The organism is Kangiella aquimarina DSM 16071 (genome assembly GCF_000374105.1).
Lineage (GTDB): Bacteria > Pseudomonadota > Gammaproteobacteria > Enterobacterales > Kangiellaceae > Kangiella > Kangiella aquimarina.
In genome coordinates this window covers 411,519-431,471 of sequence record NZ_KB893650.1, presented here as the reverse complement: position 1 = coordinate 431,471, position 19,953 = coordinate 411,519, and the positions used below count along the sequence as shown (strand labels likewise).

The 19,953-nt window shown below is 44.7% G+C and carries 22 protein-coding genes; 11 read left to right on the top strand and 11 right to left on the bottom strand.

The window, feature by feature from the left end; genetic code table 11:
- Position 1: 1 nt before the first annotated feature.
- Genes B158_RS0102140 through B158_RS0102100 form a run of 9 tightly spaced genes read left to right on the top strand, consistent with a single transcriptional unit; the run spans position 2 to position 8,826 of the window.
- A complete protein-coding gene (locus B158_RS0102140) occupies positions 2-445 on the top strand; it encodes an acyl-CoA thioesterase (RefSeq protein ID WP_018623683.1) in 444 nt (147 codons plus the stop codon).
- Entirely contained in the window at positions 432-1,064 is a 633-nt protein-coding gene (locus B158_RS0102135; RefSeq protein WP_018623682.1) for an outer membrane lipoprotein carrier protein LolA, read from the top strand. The genes B158_RS0102140 and B158_RS0102135 overlap by 14 nt, the downstream gene beginning before the upstream one ends.
- On the top strand, positions 1,051-3,387 hold the full coding sequence (locus tag B158_RS0102130) for an MMPL family transporter (protein ID WP_018623681.1): 2,337 nt from the start codon (positions 1,051-1,053) through the stop codon (positions 3,385-3,387). The genes B158_RS0102135 and B158_RS0102130 overlap by 14 nt, the downstream gene beginning before the upstream one ends.
- Entirely contained in the window at positions 3,380-4,636 is a 1,257-nt protein-coding gene (locus tag B158_RS0102125) for an NAD(P)/FAD-dependent oxidoreductase (protein WP_018623680.1), read from the top strand. The genes B158_RS0102130 and B158_RS0102125 overlap by 8 nt, the downstream gene beginning before the upstream one ends.
- Positions 4,621-5,205 carry a DUF3261 domain-containing protein gene (locus tag B158_RS0102120; protein WP_018623679.1) on the top strand — a complete coding sequence of 195 codons (585 nt, stop codon included), beginning with the start codon at positions 4,621-4,623 and terminating at the stop codon, positions 5,203-5,205. Before B158_RS0102125 ends, B158_RS0102120 begins: the two co-directional genes overlap by 16 nt.
- Positions 5,192-6,385: a beta-ketoacyl-[acyl-carrier-protein] synthase family protein gene (locus B158_RS0102115; RefSeq protein ID WP_018623678.1), complete on the top strand. Its 1,194-nt coding sequence runs from the start codon at positions 5,192-5,194 to the stop codon at positions 6,383-6,385. The genes B158_RS0102120 and B158_RS0102115 overlap by 14 nt, the downstream gene beginning before the upstream one ends.
- Before the next feature lie 9 nt (positions 6,386-6,394).
- Positions 6,395-6,871 (top strand): ApeP family dehydratase, encoded by a 477-nt coding sequence (locus B158_RS0102110; protein WP_018623677.1) that lies wholly within the window; start codon positions 6,395-6,397, stop codon positions 6,869-6,871.
- A 12-nt stretch (positions 6,872-6,883) separates the two neighbouring features.
- The gene (fabG, locus tag B158_RS0102105; protein ID WP_018623676.1) at positions 6,884-7,609 is read left to right on the top strand and encodes a 3-oxoacyl-ACP reductase FabG; all 726 of its coding nucleotides are present in this window, start codon (positions 6,884-6,886) and stop codon (positions 7,607-7,609) included.
- Complete coding sequence (locus tag B158_RS0102100; RefSeq protein WP_018623675.1) at positions 7,609-8,826, top strand: beta-ketoacyl-ACP synthase; 1,218 nt, start codon at positions 7,609-7,611, stop codon at positions 8,824-8,826. The genes fabG and B158_RS0102100 overlap by 1 nt, the downstream gene beginning before the upstream one ends.
- A gap of 20 nt (positions 8,827-8,846) precedes the next feature.
- Here the strand turns inward: B158_RS0102100 and B158_RS0102095 are convergent, their stop codons facing one another.
- From B158_RS0102095 to trxA, 5 genes are all read right to left on the bottom strand, one after another.
- Positions 8,847-9,596 (bottom strand): NAD(P)H-flavin reductase, encoded by a 750-nt coding sequence (locus B158_RS0102095; RefSeq protein WP_018623674.1) that lies wholly within the window; start codon positions 9,594-9,596, stop codon positions 8,847-8,849.
- An 11-nt stretch (positions 9,597-9,607) separates the two neighbouring features.
- Positions 9,608-11,095, bottom strand: coding sequence for a 4-hydroxy-3-polyprenylbenzoate decarboxylase (ubiD, locus tag B158_RS0102090; RefSeq protein WP_018623673.1), 1,488 nt, complete (start codon positions 11,093-11,095; stop codon positions 9,608-9,610).
- Between the two features lie 75 nt (positions 11,096-11,170).
- The gene (locus B158_RS0102085; RefSeq protein ID WP_018623672.1) at positions 11,171-11,773 is read right to left on the bottom strand and encodes a hypothetical protein; all 603 of its coding nucleotides are present in this window, start codon (positions 11,771-11,773) and stop codon (positions 11,171-11,173) included.
- 173 nt (positions 11,774-11,946) lie between these two features.
- Positions 11,947-13,203 (bottom strand): transcription termination factor Rho, encoded by a 1,257-nt coding sequence (gene rho / locus B158_RS0102080; RefSeq protein WP_018623671.1) that lies wholly within the window; start codon positions 13,201-13,203, stop codon positions 11,947-11,949.
- A gap of 219 nt (positions 13,204-13,422) precedes the next feature.
- Positions 13,423-13,749 (bottom strand): thioredoxin TrxA, encoded by a 327-nt coding sequence (gene trxA, locus B158_RS0102075; RefSeq protein ID WP_018623670.1) that lies wholly within the window; start codon positions 13,747-13,749, stop codon positions 13,423-13,425.
- A 108-nt stretch (positions 13,750-13,857) separates the two neighbouring features.
- Between trxA and rhlB the strand changes: the two genes are divergently transcribed.
- Positions 13,858-15,117 carry an ATP-dependent RNA helicase RhlB gene (gene rhlB, locus B158_RS12835; protein ID WP_033413940.1) on the top strand — a complete coding sequence of 420 codons (1,260 nt, stop codon included), beginning with the start codon at positions 13,858-13,860 and terminating at the stop codon, positions 15,115-15,117.
- An 82-nt stretch (positions 15,118-15,199) separates the two neighbouring features.
- Here the strand turns inward: rhlB and B158_RS0102065 are convergent, their stop codons facing one another.
- Entirely contained in the window at positions 15,200-15,637 is a 438-nt protein-coding gene (locus B158_RS0102065) for a hypothetical protein (protein ID WP_018623668.1), read from the bottom strand.
- A gap of 196 nt (positions 15,638-15,833) precedes the next feature.
- On the opposite strand from B158_RS0102065, the gene B158_RS0102060 reads away from it, so the two are divergent.
- Positions 15,834-16,103 carry a putative periplasmic lipoprotein gene (locus B158_RS0102060; protein WP_018623667.1) on the top strand — a complete coding sequence of 90 codons (270 nt, stop codon included), beginning with the start codon at positions 15,834-15,836 and terminating at the stop codon, positions 16,101-16,103.
- 39 nt (positions 16,104-16,142) lie between these two features.
- Here the strand turns inward: B158_RS0102060 and B158_RS0102055 are convergent, their stop codons facing one another.
- From B158_RS0102055 to B158_RS0102035, 5 genes are all read right to left on the bottom strand, one after another.
- The gene (locus B158_RS0102055; protein ID WP_018623666.1) at positions 16,143-16,838 is read right to left on the bottom strand and encodes a hypothetical protein; all 696 of its coding nucleotides are present in this window, start codon (positions 16,836-16,838) and stop codon (positions 16,143-16,145) included.
- The gene (locus B158_RS0102050; protein WP_018623665.1) at positions 16,835-17,332 is read right to left on the bottom strand and encodes an acyl-CoA thioesterase; all 498 of its coding nucleotides are present in this window, start codon (positions 17,330-17,332) and stop codon (positions 16,835-16,837) included. Before B158_RS0102050 ends, B158_RS0102055 begins: the two co-directional genes overlap by 4 nt.
- Before the next feature lie 9 nt (positions 17,333-17,341).
- On the bottom strand, positions 17,342-18,214 hold the full coding sequence (locus tag B158_RS0102045; RefSeq protein ID WP_051082508.1) for an alpha/beta hydrolase family protein: 873 nt from the start codon (positions 18,212-18,214) through the stop codon (positions 17,342-17,344).
- Positions 18,215-18,291: 77 nt separating this feature from the next.
- Positions 18,292-19,011: a DUF4197 domain-containing protein gene (locus tag B158_RS0102040; protein ID WP_018623663.1), complete on the bottom strand. Its 720-nt coding sequence runs from the start codon at positions 19,009-19,011 to the stop codon at positions 18,292-18,294.
- Between the two features lie 54 nt (positions 19,012-19,065).
- Positions 19,066-19,953 (bottom strand): AEC family transporter, encoded by an 888-nt coding sequence (locus B158_RS0102035; RefSeq protein ID WP_018623662.1) that lies wholly within the window; start codon positions 19,951-19,953, stop codon positions 19,066-19,068.

Below are 19,953 nucleotides of genomic sequence, written 5' to 3'. Positions count from 1 at the left end.
GATGGATAACAAACAGCTTAAACAGCATCCGATCAGTGCAGAGTATGTGGTTGAGGTACCTTTTTTTGACCTCGACCCCATGCACATCGTCTGGCATGGCAACTATGTTAAGTACTTTGAAGAAGCCCGTTGCCAGCTGCTCCGTACCATTGATTATGACTATCCGCAGATGAAAGCCTCTGGATATTACTGGCCCATCATCGATATTCGTCTTAAATACATTCATCCTGCCAAATATGGTCAAAAACTTCGGTGTATCGCAACGCTTAAAGAGTGCGAGAACAGACTGGCCATTGATTATCGTATTGAAGACCACGAAACAGGTAAGCGCCTGTCAAAAGGTTACTCAATCCAGGTAGCAGTAACCGTGGATGACTTTGAAATGCAGCTGGTATCACCAAAAATTCTTAGCCAAAAAATTGAGCTCTTTTATGCCTCTCTTTAACTTTCTTTTAGCCAGCATATTGTATGGCCTTTTGTTTGTGACCAGCTCTCCGGTAAAAGCGGAGCAACCTTTCAAGTGCTCACTTGAATCCATTGCCTCCGAACTTGGTGAACAAGCCATGCTGAATGAATTTGTTCAAACTAAGCAAGTTACCATCCTAAAAAAACCTCTGATCTCTAAAGGCTATCTATTAATTAGCGACGATAACCAGGTCATCTGGCAGACTCAGCAGCCAATAAAAAGCACCTTGTTAATCGGTCAGCAGACTCTCAGACAATTCAATAAAAATGATCAACCGGTCATGTCGCCTGCCAACAATAATCAAAAAATGAGTCAGCTGATCAGTTCGACTTTTCTGGCTATTCTCGCTGGTGATTTTGAAAAATTAGATAACCACTTTTCTGTAGCTTTAGACTGCACAGAAACACGCTGGAGCATTGAGCTCGAAGCCAGTTCCAATGACATGAAACCCATCATTACCAATATAAATATCAGCGGTCAGAATCACATAGAAACGCTCTCATTTACCGAGGCTAGTGGCGATTCAACTCAACTGGTGCTTTCACCATCAACCGATCCTGATCTGATCAATCAGCTCCGTTCATATGTCATCCACTAAAGTTAAAGCCCTCATTTGGGCATTAATTATCCTTCTTTCAGCAGGTCTGTTTTATAAACAGCTTCATGATGGCATACAGGTCGAAACCAATATCCTGAAACTGTTACCAGAAACTGAAGTTGATCCTTTTGCAGAAAAAGCCTTTGCTCAGTTTTCCGATAACAATTTCAAGCAGATCATAATTGGACTAAAAAGCAATTCGTCCAATGAGCTCGAGCCGGTGGCCGCTTCTCTGGTTAATCAGTTGCAGCAGACGCAACTGATAGAACGATTTAACACACAAATCTCAGAGGCTGAGCAGGAGATCATTGCTGAACTCATCTTCAAGCATCGTTTTCATTTATTAAACAGCAAAGACAGAGGCCTGATGTTAACAGAGGGTGCTGAGCCCTTTGTTGAACATAGTCTACAAATGATCTACTCGCCGCTATCGGGTCAATTATTACCACTGATTGCACAGGATCCTTTGCTATTATCCTACCGTTACTTACAGCAGGCTGTTGCCAATAGTTCTTCTAGACATAGCAACACACAGGTCGTTGGCGATTTTTTAAAAGTTATCGACTCGGGGCAGCAGGTTCTGATTCTGTCTGCGCGTCTCAAAGAGTCACCCTTTGATACCAGGACACAAGAAGAGATTGCCGGCTTACTTGATCAATTCTCTGAACAAAATCCCCAGGTTGAGCTTTTAACTACCGGTGCACTTTTTTATGCCCAATATGCTGCAGCCTCTGCCAAATCAGAAATATCAACAATCGGCTTAGGTTCCTTACTTGGTGTTATCGCTCTATTGATTGTTGCGTTTAGAAGCACAGCTCCGCTTCTAATGACAATGACCTCATTAGCCACTGGAATCTTTATCGGCTTTACAACTGTTCATATTGTTTTTGGCTCAATTCATATCCTGACGATGGTTTTTGGCGCGAGTCTGGTAGGGGTAGCAGTTGATTATGCGTTTCACTATTTTTCAAGCGCCGTTCACCACCGGCGTCCCTTGTCACATATTTTTATAGCTATTCTGATGGGGCTTGTTTCAAGCATCATTGGCTATATTGCGCTGTTTATGGCTCCATTCCCTGGTCTGCAGCAAATGGCTATTTTCTGTATTGCAGGGTTGATTGGCGCTTTTTTAACGGTGTCCTTATTGTTCGATGTTTTCCAATACAAGGTTTCCACGCCAGGCCCATTTATCGCTCTTTTAACAGGTCATCAGTCTTTCAGTCGCAAACTCGCTCATCCTGCACTTTTTATCATTTTATTGGGATTACCTGTTTTTGCGGGTTACCTGTTACTCGATACCGACCGGGCTAATGACAATATCAGGCAGCTACAGGCAGCCCCTCAGCAGCTTACCGATCAGGAAGCGGAACTAACCCGAATTATCTCAGCACCGGCAACCAACCAGTTTTTTCTGGTTCGTGCTGAATCTGATGAACAGCTGTTACAAACCTTAAGCCAATACAATGATGATCTAGATGAGCTAGTATCACGAAAGGTAATCGATCAATATAGCCACCTGGCTCAATGGGTACCCAGCCGCGCTCAACAGCAAAGCGATTATCAGCTGATTGGCCAGCAACTTTCTCAATCTAAACTGTCATCGCTATTTGATACCGGTCTGTTAGACCCATCCAGTTATCAGACATTGTTTGATACTTATAAGGCTTCAGAAAGTGACTATCTTTCCCTATCAGACTGGCTAGATTCTCCTATAGGACAAAGGCTATCGTATCTGTGGTTAGGCAAGATTGAAGGCGATTCTGCAGCCATTATCAGCATCTCTAACATTCAAGATTTGGCTGCCCTGGAACAATTAGCACAAACTCACGATGATCTTTACTTTATCAATAAGGTCGATAAAGTTTCAGAGCTGTTCTCCAATTACCGAGAACTTGCCACTCTAATGCTACTACTGGCCTGCCTGGCAATATTTGCTCTGCTGCTGGCCAAGTACACAATTAAAATTGCTTACCACGTTATTTTCGCGCCCATTATTGCTGCCTCAGTCGCGATTATCGTGACCACCCTAATTGCTGGCAGTTTTAATCTGTTCAGTACACTGGCGTTATTTCTAGTCGTTGGCATAGGTATTGATTACGGCCTGTTCTATGCTGAAGCACAATCACGCTCTATTTATATTCACCTTGCAGTGACCTTATCAGCGACTACAACCTTCCTTTCATTCGGTCTACTGTCACTCAGTGAGACTCCGGCAATCCATGCCTTTGGTCTCACCATGTTAACCGGTATCTTGACCGTATTTCTTCTTTCCCCCATTGTGGGCAATCGCCTCTATCGTATTAAAGGACTAGATAATGGATAAACCGCAGTCGCACTATGATGTTGTCATTATTGGGGCCGGACCTGCCGGTGCTCTGGCTGCTTCTTTGCTTACCCAGGGCCAGCTCAATGTTCTGGTCGTTGAAAAGCAACACTTTCCCCGGTTTTCAATCGGTGAAAGCCTGTTACCGCAATCCATGGTTTATCTGCAACAGGCTAATCTTCTTGATGCGATTAAGCAGGCCGCTCCCGAGCTTGGATTTCAATTTAAGAATGGTGCGGCTTTTTTCGCCGATCAGCACTACTGCTATTTTGATTTTGAACAGAAATTTAGCGAAGGACCCTGTGATACTTTTCAGGTTAAGCGTGCGCAGTTCGATCATCTGCTTGTTCAGCTGGTGCAAGAGCAGGGGGCGGAGTTCCGCTTTGGCCACTCCGTAACTGAAGCCATATTTGATGACAAATGCGAGTTAAGCGTTGAAAACGAACAAGGAGAAGTTGAACAGATATCTGCAGAGTTTGTTCTGGATGCCAGTGGTTTCGCTAAAGTTCTGCCTAGACTGTTAAACTTAATCCAGCCAAGTGATTTCCCTGTAAGAAGTTCTGTGTTCTGCCATATAAAAGACAACATCAGCTGTCATAACTATGATCGTAATAAAATACTGATAGAAACCCATCCTCAGCATCAGGACGTCTGGTATTGGCTGATTCCTTTCGCAGACGGCACCTCCTCATTAGGCTGTGTTGCCAGACCCGAGTTTTTCGAGGCTCTTGGCCACGATCAATCCAATCATGAGCAGACACTGGATACTGCCATTCAACAGACTGTTCGTTTTCAGGACTTGTTGAAGGGTGCCAAAAAGGCTTCTCCCGTTCAGCACATTACCGCTTATTCCTCCAACGTTAAGCAATTGTATGGTGAGCGCTTTGCTTTGCTTGGTAATGCCGGTGAGTTTCTTGATCCTATATTTTCTTCAGGCGTAACCATAGCCTTCAAATCAGCGAAATTAGCGGCTGATGCCCTGTTTAAGCAATTCAGAGGTCAAGATGTTTGCTGGGAATCTGAATTTGCGACACCATTACAGCAAGGGGTAGATACTTTTAAGGCTTTTGTTCAATCCTGGTATGACGGACAGTTACAGAACATTATCCATTATGAGTCTGCACCGGAGAATATCAGAGCAATGGTGTGCTCCGTTCTGGCCGGCTATGCCTGGGACACCACAAACCCATTCGTTCAACAGACTGAGCGTCGACTTAATACCTTAGGACAACTATGCGCAGCCTCCTAATCCTTTTTCTAAGCCTCTTGTTTTGGGGCTGTAGCTCCACCTATGTTAGCGATCGTCAAACTGTAACGATTGCTCAGGGCGTTGATTTTCAATTAATCACCAGCCACCCTTTTACTAATGACTTTCAGTTGTTACAAAGTGCTCAGGTCAATTATAACAATGAGTTACATGACCTTCTGTTTCAAACCGAAGTCAGCGCCCAGCAATTGGTTATGGTCGGATTAAGCGCCACTGGAACCCGTCTTTTTTCCATACAATTGACCGCAGGCCAGATTACCGCTTCCGGATTACCCACTGATGATGGATTAAAACCGGAGTATTTGCTGGCCGATATGCAGCTAAGTCTGTGGCCTGCCTCATCCATTAACCAAGCTCTTTCAGGGGCAGAACTGGTGCAGCCTGATGCCACACAACGGTTGATTATGCGTGATCAGAAGGAAGTCATCCGGATTGAATATACTGACCCAGAGTTCTACCAAGGCCAGATTCATTTTCAGCATTTAGAGCGTGGCTATAGTTTACTGATTGACCCCATATCCATTGAAGAGACGCAGCATGACCCAGAATAAGCAGATGGTTTATCTTAATCATATGGCCTGTATCAATGCCCTGGGAGCTGATCATCAGTCAGTCTTTTCTAAATTGATCCAAGCGGACACATCGGGCATGCAGTCATATCTATCACCGGCTACTGGCCGCACTTTCCTGGTCGGGCAGGTTGCGCTTGAGTTACCAACCATACCGGAACCTTATTTAAAGCATAACACCCGCAATAACCGACTGGTTCATCATTGCCTGCAACAACTATCCACTCAGCTCAAAGAAATGCTTGAGCAATACCCTAACCATCGCATTGGGGTGATTATCGGAACCAGCACCTCTGGTATTGCCGAAGGGGAGCAAGCCTTGCAAAAATACTCCCTATCTGGCCATTTTCCTGACGATTTTGACTATTCCCAGATTGAGATGTCTTCTCCAGCAGACTTTATCAAGGACTACCTTCAACTGCAGGGGCCGGCTTATTGCATCTCTACTGCCTGTTCATCCAGCGGGAAAGTTTTTGCTTCGGCACGCAGCTTAATCGAAAATGATCTTTGCGATGCAGTGATTGTCGGCGGTTCAGATTCTTTGTGCGATATGACTCTGAATGGCTTTGACTCACTGGAAGCCATATCTTCCGATTTATGCCTGCCTTTTAGTGCTAATCGAAAGGGAATCAATATCGGAGAAGGGGCTGCACTTTTTATTATGTCTCGAGAGAAGTCTGAAGTTGCATTGCTTGGCGTTGGCGAGTCCTCTGATGCTCACCACATTTCAGCACCCCATCCTGAAGGTGCTGGTGCTGTATCCTCCATGCAGATGGCACTATCTGACGCAGGCATTAGTTCAGATGACGTTGATTATCTCAATCTTCATGGCACAGGCACTGAACTTAACGATTTGATGGAGGGAAAAGCCGTACATCAGGTGCTTCCCACCACCACCATGGTCAGTTCAACCAAACCGCTCACCGGTCATACACTGGGCGCAGCTGGTGCCACAGAACTTGCCTTCTGCTGGCTGGCTCTGAATCAGCAGGGACCAAAGTATTCCTTACCTAAACATGCATATGATGGCCACTATGATCAGCAAATTCCGCCCTTAACACTGGCAAGCTCTGAACATCATTGCAGCGACTTATCCATTGCGATGAGTAACTCTTTCGCCTTTGGCGGCAACAACGTCAGTGTTATAATCGGCCGCTCATGAGGAAGTAATATGCAATCGATAGAAGCACAAAAACCCATTATTTTATCGAAACCTGTGTCTGAGTTTGTCCCTCATTCGGCACCCATGGTTTTGATTGATAAGATTGTCGATTTCGATGAATCCTCGCTGGTAGCTGAATTTTCAGTTTCAGCTGAAAGTCGTTTTTTTCAAACGGACATTCCAGGCATAGAAAGCTGGGTAGGTGTTGAGTATATGGCTCAGGCAATAGCAGCTTTGGCGGGTATCAGGGCATTTCTGGTCAATCAGCCGGTAAATCTTGGCTTTTTATTAGGAACCCGAAAACTCGAGCTTTTTCAGCAACAATTTAATAACAACCAAACATACACTGTTCAAATCAAAGAGTTGTATATGGATGATTCCGGCTTAGGTTCATTTGATTGCTCTATTGTGCAGAACAACCAGTGTGTTTGCGCCGCTAAACTGAATGTATTTGAAACCAGCGATCAGACACAACTGCTAAATTAAGAGATCTTTGCTATGAGTAGAAGAGTATTAGTCACAGGTTCTAGTCGAGGAATTGGCAAAAGTATTGCCCTGCAACTGGCTAAAAGTGGGTTTTCAGTAACTGTGCATTGTCGTTCTGGTATACAGCAGGCAAATGAAACCATCGAAGAGATTCAGCAGGCAGGCGGTCAGGCGCAATTGCTTCAGTTTGATATTGCCGATCGCGAACAAACACAGCAAGCCTTAACGTCAGATATTGAGCAAAATGGTGCCTATTATGGCGTAGTCTGTAATGCTGGGATCACTCGTGACAATGCCTTTCCTGCTCTTTCTGATTCCGATTGGGACGATGTCATTCATACCAACCTGGATGGCTTCTACAATGTTGTGAAACCGCTTGTGATGCCGATGGTTCGTGAAAAGCAGGGCGGTAGAATTGTTGTGATGTCATCCGTCTCAGGTGTTCTCGGTAACCGTGGCCAGGTTAACTACAGTGCCTCTAAAGCGGGGCTGATCGGTGCTACCAAAGCTCTTGCCGTAGAATTGGCAAGACGAAAAATTACCGTAAACTGTGTCGCGCCCGGACTTATCGAAACCGATATGGTCGATGATGAACTTGCAGGCGAAGCAATGAAAATGATTCCTGCCAGGCGAATGGGCAAACCTGAAGAAATAGCGGGACTGGTGTCCTACCTCTTTTCTGATACTGCGGGCTATCTTACTCGTCAGGTGATTTCCGTTAATGGAGGAATGGCCTGATGTCACGCGTTGTTATTACCGGCATGTCCGGCATCACTGCTTTTGGCGAGCAGTGGCAGGCCATACAAGGTAAGCTGGCTCAAGGAAAAAATGCGGTTCAAGTGATGCCTCAATGGGAGGCCTGTGAGGGTCTACGCACCAGCCTGGCGGCACCGGTCGATTACACCTTTCCAAAATTACCACGCAAACGGATCCGCAGCATGGGGCGCGTTTCTCTGTTGGCGACTTGCGCAACCCAACAGGCTCTGGCCGAAGCTGGCCTGCTAGAAAGCGACTTCTTGACTAATGGCGCTACCGGAATCGCTTACGGCTCTTCTTCTGGAAGTACTCGCACCATCCCGGTGTTTGGCGATTTGATCAAAGGTGGGCCAATGACCGGCTTTACCTCAACTTCTTACGTTGAAATGATGAGTCACACCGCTCCCGTCAATATGGGTGTATTTTTTGGTTGCAAAGGTCGCATCATTCCAACCAGCAGCGCCTGTACTTCAGGCAGCCAGGGTATTGGTTATGCCTATGAGGCCATTAAGTTTGGCCGACAGAAAATTATGATTGCTGGAGGTGCTGAAGAGCTATGCATTACTCAAGGTGCCGTTTTTGATTCTCTATTCGCTACGTCCATTAATAATCAACATCCCGAGCTAACACCACGACCCTTTGATAAAAATAGGGATGGTCTTGTAATAGGAGAGGGTGCTGGAACCTTGATCCTTGAAGACTATGATCATGCGATATCCCGAGGCGCTGAAATTCTCGCAGAGGTGGTTGGTTTTGGCTGTAACTCCGATGGCGCTCATGTCACCCAACCTCAGCAAGAAACCATGTCTCAGGCGATGCAACTTGCTTTACAGGACGCAGGTTTAACTGCCGATGCCATTGGTTATGTCAGTGCGCATGGCACAGCAACCGACAGAGGAGATGTAGCAGAGTCTCACGCGACACGCGCCGTTTTCAATCGCTCAGTTCCTATCAGTTCATTGAAAAGCTATTTTGGCCACACCCTTGGAGCTTGCGGTGCCATTGAAGCCTGGTTATCCATCGAGATGATGCGCAATAACTGGTACGCACCAACGGTTAATCTCTCTGAAATTGACCCTGAATGCGCCGAGCTTGATTACATTACTGAGCTGGACAGGAGTATGGATAACGAATTTATTATGAGTAATAACTTTGCCTTTGGAGGCATCAACACGTCGCTTATATTCAAAAGAGTGTAAATGGTCCAGTAGAATGGGGTCTAGTCCAGTAGACCCATCTCGCGCTTAATATTCAGAATGTCGGAATGAATAGATTCTTTAGCTACATTCCTATCCAACAAATCCTGATAGACAGACATCACCATAGGTTCAGAACCGCCCACGTAAATATCCATGTTGGTTATATCATCATGATCGAGCATGAAGGCATGATGGACAAAACCCTTACGGCCCTGCCATTGCTCATCAAGTCCCGATAGAACAGGAATAAAACTGAAGCGATCAAACTCATTAGCCCAGGCTTGAGGCTCTTCTAATAGGTAGAGATCCGCAGAAGTTTGCGCGCCCCAATACAAAGTCAATTCACGCTGATCACCGTTTTTCAATGCTGTCTTGATAATGGAATGAAACGGGGCAAAACCTGTTCCGCCGGCAATGAATACCGCTGGTCTATCTGAGTCAGTCAGCACGCACTCTCCGTATGGCATCTGCACTCTGACCAGGTTTCGATGTTTCAATTGGCTAACGATTTTATCGGCAGCGTCATGACCAGGCAGGCGACGGATGTGCAGTTCCAGTATATCCTGCAAGGGTGAACTGGCGATCGAAAATGGGCACAAAGATCCATCATCCAGCTCCAGCATCAAATATTGACCCGCAGTGAAAGAGGGTAAGCTGCCTTTCGTTGGAGTCAATTGCACCCAGTACACATCGCGGCCAATTCGGCGCACCAGGGTAACTTCACAATCAACAAAAATGGCTTCTAAATTTTCGGTATTCTTTTCTGACATATTCTTTCCAGTTATGGGTTGTCTTTGTCGTCGATGTCTAGACCCAATTCATCCCACAGGGTATCTACTCTATCCTTAACCGCCTGATCCATGACAATCGGCTTACCCCACTCACGCTCAGTTTCACCGGGCATCTTGTTAGTGGCATCAATACCCATTTTTGAGCCAAGACCCGATACCGGCGAAGCAAAATCAAGATAATCAATCGGCGTGTTATCGATCATGGTGCAATCACGAGTCGGATCAACCCGCGTGGTTATCGCCCAGATCACGTCTTTCCAATCACGTGTATTTACATCGTCGTCCACCACAATCACAAACTTGGTGTACATGAATTGTCTCAGGAAAGACCAGACGCCCATCATGATTCGTTTAGCATGCCCTGGATACTGCTTCTTCATCGACACGATAGCCAAACGATAGGAACAGCCTTCCGGCGGCAAATAAAAATCGACAATCTCCGGAAACTGTTTCTGTAGGATCGGTACAAAGACTTCGTTTAAAGCTTCGCCTAAAATAGCAGGCTCATCCGGTGGGCGGCCAGTATAGGTCGAATGATAGATGGGTTCTTCGCGCATGGTGATACGCTCAACCGTAAACACCGGGAAACTGTCCACCTCATTGTAATAGCCGGTGTGATCGCCGTAAGGGCCTTCATCAGCCATTTCTTCTGGATCGATATAACCTTCCAGCACAAATTCCGCGCTGGCCGGAACCTGCAAATCATTACCTATCGATTTGACGACTTCGGTTTTCTCGCCTCGCAATAGGCCTGCAAATCCGTATTCGCTTAAGGTATCCGGAACCGGCGTCACAGCTCCGAGAATAGTAGCGGGATCGGCACCAAAGGCTACCGACACAGGGAAAGGCTGACCAGGATTCTGCTGACACCACTCACGGAAATCCAGGGCTCCGCCTCGATGCGCCAACCAACGCATGATGAGTTTATTCTTAGCGATAACCTGCTGACGATAAATCCCCAAATTCTGACGTTTCTTATGCGGGCCTTTAGTAATGGTCAAACCCCAGGTCATCAAAGGTGCGGCATCTTCTGGCCAACAGGTCTGTACTGGAATCTTGCTTAAATCGACCTCATCCCCTTCAAGCACCACTTTCTGACATGGTGCTTTCTTGACCACCTTAGGCGCCATGTTCAAAACCTGCTTAAAGACAGGCAACTGCTGCCACGCATCTTTGAATCCTTCCGGTGGTTTAGGCTCCTTTAAAAAAGCCAGCAACTCACCCAACTCACGCAAACCGGTCAAGTCTTCCTTGCCCATCGCCAAAGCAACGCGGCGTGTGGTACCAAACAAATTACCCAGCACCGGAATCGAATGACCTTTCACATTCTCAAACAAGATCGCCGGACCACCCGCCCGCAAGGTACGGTCACAGATTTCCGTCATTTCAAGATAAGGATCAACTTCCACAGAAACACGCTTAAGCTCGCCCATCGACTCCAGCTTAGCGATAAAATCACGCAGATCTTTGTATTGCATGAGGATTTTGAGTTGATAAGTAGTGGGGGTATTTTAGCAGACTGGGTAAAAATACCTAAGGAGAGTTTGATTTTGTTATTTATTCAATTCTGGAAGTACTTGCATCATATGCTCAAAACATTGATTAATTGAGGTAATACCTTGTTTTTTTCCTCGATGCCTGACTCCAGAACTTTCGTCTGGAATGTCTTCTTGTCCGTCGATTCTGTTTCCGTTTTCATCGACTTCCACTACTATCCAAACACCACCCCACCATTCTGTGGTACCTGTGACTAGATTGTTTTCATCAATTACTAAGTTTATGTTCATTCCTGCATCAGGAAAACTATACAGCGAACCACTGATTTGAGTTTTGGTTAGCTCTAACATCGCTAAACCAATATCATAATCATACGAGCTAGTATTTGAATTATACGTTTTGGCTACGAAACAGGTATTAGGTGGGGAGTCTGAATTTAGCCATTTCCAACGCAACGAAGTATTTAAATCATTCTTAAGTTTTTGTGGTATTGAATGTCCGTCGATATAAGGAGCTTGAAAGTACAAGAAATACTCCTCTGAATCTGGCTCATCGACTGACTTTATGACTATTTGGAAAGTGCCAGTATGAATTTTATCGGGCGTGATTTGACAACCTGCCAGCAATAGGGAAACACAGATGACGATTATTATTTTCATAAGTTTGTCCTCCTTTTCACCTTCGCTAAAGATTGAGTCAGAAAAGCTGATTTTTAGGAGTTTTGCGAGGCAGTCTCTTACCCAAGGGCATTCCTAAAGTCACGCACAGCGAGGGACGTAACCGAGCGAGCAAGAGACTAACAAAGCAAAAACCTAAAAAGACCTTTTATGGCTTATCTTTTCATGGCGTCGAAGAATTCGTCATTTGTCTTCGTCATCGCCATCTTATCGATCAAAAATTCAATCGCATCTATCTCATCCATTGGATGGAGAATCTTACGTAGGATCCACATTTTTTGCAGCTCTTCTGGGCTGGTCAGCAGATCTTCTTTACGCGAACCTGAGCGGTTGAAGTCGATGGCTGGGAAGACACGCTTCTCGGCAATTTTGCGCGACAGGTGCAATTCCATGTTACCGGTACCTTTGAACTCTTCGTAGATCACTTCGTCCATTTTGGAGCCGGTATCGACTAGTGCAGTAGCGATAATGGTTAAGCTGCCGCCTTCTTCGATATTTCGTGCAGCACCGAAGAATCTTTTTGGACGCTGTAATGCGTTGGCGTCAACACCACCGGTTAATACTTTACCGGATGATGGCACTACGGTGTTGTAGGCACGCGCTAAACGGGTAATCGAATCCAGCAGAATAATGACGTCTTTTTTATGCTCGACCAGACGTTTGGCTTTTTCGATAACCATTTCGGCTACCTGGACGTGACGGGCTGCTGGCTCATCAAAGGTTGAAGCAACGACTTCACCTTTTACCGAACGCTGCATTTCGGTTACTTCTTCTGGTCGTTCATCGATCAGTAGAACGATCAGCATGCATTCTGGGTGGTTGCTGGTAATCGACTGCGCGATATTCTGCAACATCATGGTTTTACCGGCTTTAGGTGGCGACACGATAAGAGCACGCTGACCTTTACCGATTGGAGCCGCCAAATCAATCACTCGAGCGGTGATGTCTTCGGTCGAACCATTACCACGCTCCATACGCATACGTTCGTCTGGGTGAAGTGGGGTAAGGTTTTCAAAGAGAAGTTTGTTGCGAGAGTTTTCAGGGCTGTCGTAGTTGATTTCTGCGACTTTCAGGAGGGCAAAATAGCGTTCACCGTCTTTCGGTGGGCGGATTTTGCCGAAAATAGTATCGCCCGTTCGCAGGTTAAAGCGTCTTATCTGACTTGGGGAAACATAGATATCATCTGGACCAGCGAGGTATGAGCCTTCTGCTGAGCGAAGGAAACCAAAACCGTCGGGAAGGATTTCGAGTACTCCACCACCAAAAATATCTTCTCCGCTTTTCGCGTGATTCTTTAATAGACCGAAGATGATGTCCTGTTTGCGCATACGCGCCATGTGGTCGAGACCAACGGCTTTCGCCATTTCAGACAGCTCTTGAGCTGACTTTTGCTTTAATTCAGTTAGATTCATAGTGTCGAGTTGTTGATTGAAACATAGAAACGTCTTGAAACGAGTTCCTGTGAAATAATTTATTTGGAAAAGATACGGAGTTTGCCCCAGGGGCTTAGAGACGCTTTTTTATTAGCTTGCTCAATGTAGCATTAGTTCTGCGGGGTGTCTAGTGTTTTAGGCCACCGCCTTATTAATCACAAAAAAGAGGCCGGAGCCTCTTTAAGTATCAATCTGGCATTAAACGTTGCTGTCGATAAATGCCATTAACTGAGATTTTGATAAAGCACCCACTTTGGTTGCTTCGATATTGCCACCCTTGAATAACATCAGGGTTGGGATACCCCGGATACCGTATTTTGGTGGGGTTTCGCTGTTTTCGTCGATGTTTAGCTTGGCAACTTTAACTTTGCCTTCATACATCTCAGCAACTTCATCAAGGATAGGCGCAATCATTTTGCATGGACCACACCATTCTGCCCAGTAATCGACCAATACTGGCTGATCAGAATTCAAAACTTCTGCTTCAAAGGTTGCATCAGTCAGATATACAATTTTGTCACTCATCAAATTTCTCCTGCTATTTACTTGCGCTTGGCTCTGTACATACGCACAATGGCACTATTTCAAACAATCGCGCCTGTTAATGCAAGCGCTAATGGTAAAAATTACCTTATGGATACATCGCATCTATCGACCATTAGATTTTCCGATCTAGGATTAGATCCCAAATTGCTCAAGGCCGTTGCTGACCTTGGCTTTGAATATTGCACGCCGATTCAGGCAAAAACTCTTCCTTTGTTGCTCAAAGGTCAAAATGTTGCCGGTCAGGCACAAACTGGTACCGGTAAAACCATTGCCTTCTTATTAGGCATCATGAACGATATTTTAACTTTGCCCGAGATCGAAGGCCGCCGAAAAAACGAGCCGCGCTCACTGATTATGGCACCTACTCGCGAATTGGCGGTGCAGATTGCCAAAGATGCTGTCCAGCTTGGTAAATATACCGATCTCAAGATTCGAGTAGTATATGGGGGCGAGGATCATGAAAAACAACGCCAGCAACTGATCGATGGAGTTGATATCCTGATTGGCACCACTGGTCGTCTGATTGATTACTATAAAACCAAGGCATTTGGCCTGGAAGCTATTGATAGTGTTGTTCTGGATGAAGCCGATCGTATGTTTGATCTTGGCTTTATCAAGGATATTCGCTACTTATTTAATCGCATGCCTCCGGCCACTGATCGTCTCAACATGCTATTTTCCGCGACCTTATCACACCGTGTTCAGGAATTGGCATATGAGCATATGAACAATCCTCAGCATGTGCAAATCCAGGCGCAACAGGTCACGGCTAAAAAGATTCGCGAAGCCCTGTTCTACCCTAGCCGCGAAGAAGCTTTGCCCTTGTTAGTGGGCCTGATGAGCCGCCTGCAGCCTGAAAAAGCCATTGTTTTTACCAATACTAAGCGAGCAGCCGAGCATGTCTGGGCCTGTCTGGCCGGTAACGATATTAAGGCAGAATTATTGACGGGTGATGTTCATCAGAAGAAACGTCTCCGACTATTGGACGAGTTAAAGAATGAAAATGTTAGCGTGCTGGTCTGCACTGACGTTGCTGCGCGTGGCTTACATATTGATGGCATTACCCATGTCTTTAATTACCACTTGCCCGATGATGCCGAAGACTATGTTCACCGCATAGGTCGAACCGCTCGTGCCGGTGCTGAAGGTGATGCGATTAGCTTTGCTGGTGAAGATTTTGCCATGAACCTGACAGCTATCGAAGAATATGTCGGCCATCCTTTACCCAAACTGGAAATTAAGCCCGAATATCTGGCCACCTTAAAGCCTTCACTGCCCATTCAGCAAAAACGTCGTCATCCGACACAGCGCAGAGGCGGTGGAAAGCCACGTCACCCTAGAAATTAATCAGTAAAAATTGATAACCAGTTATAGACAACAAAAAAGGCTACCAAGGTAGCCTTTTCTTTCTTACTCTTACTGCTTTAAATTACTGCTGAGCCAGATTCAAGTGCATCGACTTATTAATAAGCACCACTCGCATTTGCGCTTCTTCAACAGTTTCAGGCTCCATCACTATGGTTAAATCTTTTTGCAGATCAAAGTCACGGCCGGTCTCTCTTTCTAGAATCGACGCTAGCTCTTCAATATCCAGCTCACCGTCAAACTTTACAACCCGAGTCCCATCATCATTTTGTAAACTGCCCTGAGTGCCTGGTAAGTAGATTGTTCCGTTATGAAAATCAACTGCAAAGGCAATAATCCCTGGAATCACAAATAATAATAATCCAACACCATCCATAATTGCTATTGCCGGATCTATGCGACCATCAGTCTGCCCCTTACGCTCCGGATGCAGGATGGTTCCACAACCCGTAACATTTATTAGAAATACTGAGATCACAAAGTAACTGATTAATTTCTTCATCGTGTTCTCCTTATTTACTTAATACGTCATAAAATTCCATATTGCTAGCTTTCATAATGATAAATCAAATAGAATTTTTATTTTTGCGCGCACTAACTCATATATCAGTACAAGATTGTGACAATCTTATCTTTATTTATCACTTCTCTTTAGCTACCCTTATTATTCTTGGACTTTTTACTTAAAGGATATTTCTATGAAAAAAGTTATTTTTGTGTCTTTAGTAGCTCTTGGACTTGCTGCTTGCTCAACAACAAAGAGTAATACGCTCTCTGCAAATACTGTCGATACTGAATCGTCCGAACAAAAAATTTGTTTTTATCAAAATAAACCCGGCTGGAAAATGAAAGAGAAGCATTGTCTAACCAAACAGTCCTATTACGAGCGTTTTACTCACAAGGACACAGGCCCCCGCCAACCAACTAATCACTTAATTAGTCCACCTAATCAAATAAGAAGTAATTAATCCGAGGCTACCTAGGTAGCCTTTTTTTATTCTACTCTTTTACTGCTCGATTATTGTATTACTAAAATCTGTAGACATTTTCTTTACCCAGTCACGAGCCGATTCCGAGTCAGATTCCTCATAAACATATAGATAAATAATCTTTTCTTTAACGTGTAGTACATTTAATCCCATGGTAGTGCTAACTGATTCCGATTGACCATCTACCATCACATTTCCTGTCATTAGGTTCATGGCTGAAAACCGATATCCTTGATTATGAAAAACCTCTAGCGGAACGTTATCAGTTATTTTTGTCGCCATCTCAACAGAATATTTATTGCTTACTTTCTTTGACCCTTTTTCCGCTAGCTCATCAACCTGAGACTGAATTGCTTTGGTCATTTCTTCATACTGGTTGTCCAAAAAATTTCTTAATTGCTCAAACTCTTTTTTGGACACAGCTCTATTTTTTGTTGGGATGTAGGTTTGCATAACAATATAGCGATTATATTCCGGCTCCATACCTCTTATTTCAGCATCGATATCGCTGTTTGTTATTTTTATATCGAGCAATTCGTTGGATGGAGGAACAAAGTTCAACATGATGTCATACATCAAATGGCTTGGACCAATACTCTGAAATCCTTCCACTTGTGGAATTGTAATTTCTGTATCACCAATAACAATCCTATCTTCTGCACTTGCAATAACTGCAATTGATAGCGCTAATCCAGCTATTATTTTCTTTATCATTTCCATTTCTCCACAACTTCTTTAATTCTTACTTCACGTCTACCAACATGATCCTTTATCTGTTGCGCCAGTTCACTCTGTTTCTTTTCTTTATCTGTTTCAATAACAAGCTCCGGTACTTCTGCAGGCACTCGCTGTTCGTCAAATGCGACTAACGTAAAGTGCGCCGTTGTACTCAAGACATCACCCTCGTCACCACCTTTGTCGACAAATACATCCGTTCGTACCATCATCGATGTTCTTCCTACCAGAACCACTTTTGCAACAGTCTTTATTCGGTCACCTACGAAAATCGGCTTTTTGAATATCACTCGCTCAACAGATGCGGTTGATACCGTTTTTTCTGCATAACGAATAGCTGCCATGGCTGCAGTTGTATCCATAATCGCAAGCAATTCACCACCGAACATATTGCCATAAGGATTACTTTGGTTTGGGAAAACGAAGTTCCAGGTTTCAATCTCTTCCGCTTTCTTTTTATTTCTCTCTGTCATAATCCATGCCTACTGGTTTAAAAAATTGATTATAGGTTGCCATATTCCGCTAACGATTTCCTGCTTTTTCCGAAACAACCCGAAGTGTCCAATTTTTTTCAGGCCGACATCTTGTGGCAGTATGTATTGCGTTACTCGATGACTGTTAGAGTAGTGTGCCAACAATGCATCTCTTGAAGATTGCGGGGCATACCAGTCATCAGAAATGGTTATAGCATAAATATCGGCTTTGATTTTCTCATAACCTGTTAAGTCCAAATCATGCTCTGGCGTGAACAGATAGTCTTCTGATTTTGCCCATTCGACCCATTGCTTTACGGCATGCTTTGGTACTGGTATTGGACCTAGCATCTTAGAGTGGAAAAAGTTGCCTCGCTGAAACATCATCATCAGTGGCATTAAGCCGTACCACATGGCAGCTAATACATATTTCTGAGCTCCTAGCCATGCCCGCCAGGCGCCAACTCCAGTAGCTGCCAAGATAACTTTATTAAATTTATCGGAAGAGGGTGCTAAACCCAGAATTTGTCCACCTGCACTATGACCAAGGTAGTAAAGCTGTTCAGGCCGATTGTTTTGTTCTACATATTGAATGACACCCTCCAGATCCAGCTCTCCCCAATGCTGCATCAGCATCTCTTGAGCTGGCATAAGTCCGGTTTTCGATTCACCAATTCCTCGATAATCAAAAGTCAGGCAACTGATCCCCTGCTCAGCGAAATAATTAGCGATATGCTTATAGTATTGCTGAGGGACACCAAAAGCAGATCCTATTATCAGATACTTCTTGGATTCGGTTTGGTTGTGAGCTGGATAGATCATGGCCGATAGCTCAAAGCCATCGGTTGCCTTTATGGTGATTCTTTGGTGGGGGTAAGACAAAACAACTTCCAATCAGGTTTAGAAAACACCATAAATACCTGATATGCATAAAAAAGGCCAGTGGTCTGGCCTTTTATTTATTGCTGTGCAAACACTTTCTGCAGTAACTCTGTGGTTCTTGCCATTGGATCACGTCTGATTTTGGCCTCTTCCTGAGCAACCAGGGTAAATAAGCCATCCAATGTTTCTTCCATAACATAATCTTCGATATCAAGGTTGGGCTTATCGGTGAATGGAATATTGTCATAGGTGGTTAACAGCCGACGGTAATCGCTATAAAAACCCACTTTTTGCATGTTATTACTGATGATGGGGGCGAATTTCTGTTCTAGCTGGCGTGCGGTTTTATTTCTAAAATACTGAGTTGCAGCATTATCACCACCGCGTAATATTCCCCAGGCGTCCTGAACCGTCATGCCTGATATTGCAGAAAAAAATACTTGCTTGGCTTCACCAGATGCCTGCTCAGCAGCTCGATTCATCTGCAGTTCAAACTTATCCACATAAGAACCAAGCCCAATCTGCCTGACTTTGGTTGCTACATCGCTGAACTGCTCTGGCACCACAATTTTAATCAATGGGTTATTACTGAAACCACCTGTTTTATTGGTTTTAAATACGGTATTTTCAGTGCCAACTTCCAGGGCTTCTTTTAAACCCGCAACAACTGTTCGCTCTGATAATGGCTGGTTGGCTCCGCCTAAAGTATCCAATACGCGTTGAACATCCGTAGTTTTGCAGGAGCTTAGCGTGATTAACGCTATCAATAACAATGAAATTTTAATTGTTCTAAGCATGATAGATTCCTGAATAATGGGATAAGTCATCATACAAAAGCTAGCAGGTTGACTCTAGCCTTGAACCAACCAAATGGTAATTGGTATACAAATCACTGATAGCAACGTTGAAATAGCGATGGTGCTATGGGCTACCTGACGATCCGTCTCAACGGCCTCAACAAATGGCATGACGCTGATCCCGGTCGGACAGGCAGCCAATATCACCAACGAGATTAGAGTCACATCGTTAAGCTCCATCACCCAGCGCCCAAAACTGTACACCACCAATGGTAATACAATGAGCTTGATGGCAGTGATTAATACCGTTTTCTGAATCAGAGATGCTTGAATCTTACCCATCTGCGCCAACGAACTGCCTAGAATGATCAGTGCCAGAGGTAAAGCGGCATCTGAGACCATCTCAAGTGGGGTCATCAACTGAGCGGGCAATTCGATTCCAGAGTAATTAAAAGCCAATCCCAAGAGCAGACCAATAATGACTGGATTACTGAACAGGCTCAGACTGGCTTTAAACTTAGATGGGGTAACATTGACCTTGGTCGAAAATAGGTAAAAAGCGCTGAACAGGATCAGGCTATGCGCTGAAATCACGGCCAGAGTTATGGTCAAGCCCTGTTCACCGGCCACCGACAGTATCACTGGGATACCAACCAGCACATTATTGGAGAAGGTAGAAGTTAGTGCCATACGGTGGTTCATCAATAGCGCTACCGCGACAAAAACCACCAGAACAGGAACAAAATAGGCAACCAGTGTCTGCCCAACATCCTGTAAACCACTGCGATAAACACTTACAAACAGAAATACTGGAACAAAGACCCGAAAAACCAGCTTTGAAAGTTCCGGGAAGAATGCATCGCTTACATAACCGGACTTCACCAACAGAACGCCAATAATCACCACCAGGGCAATGGGGATAATGGCGTCCAGAATTAACAC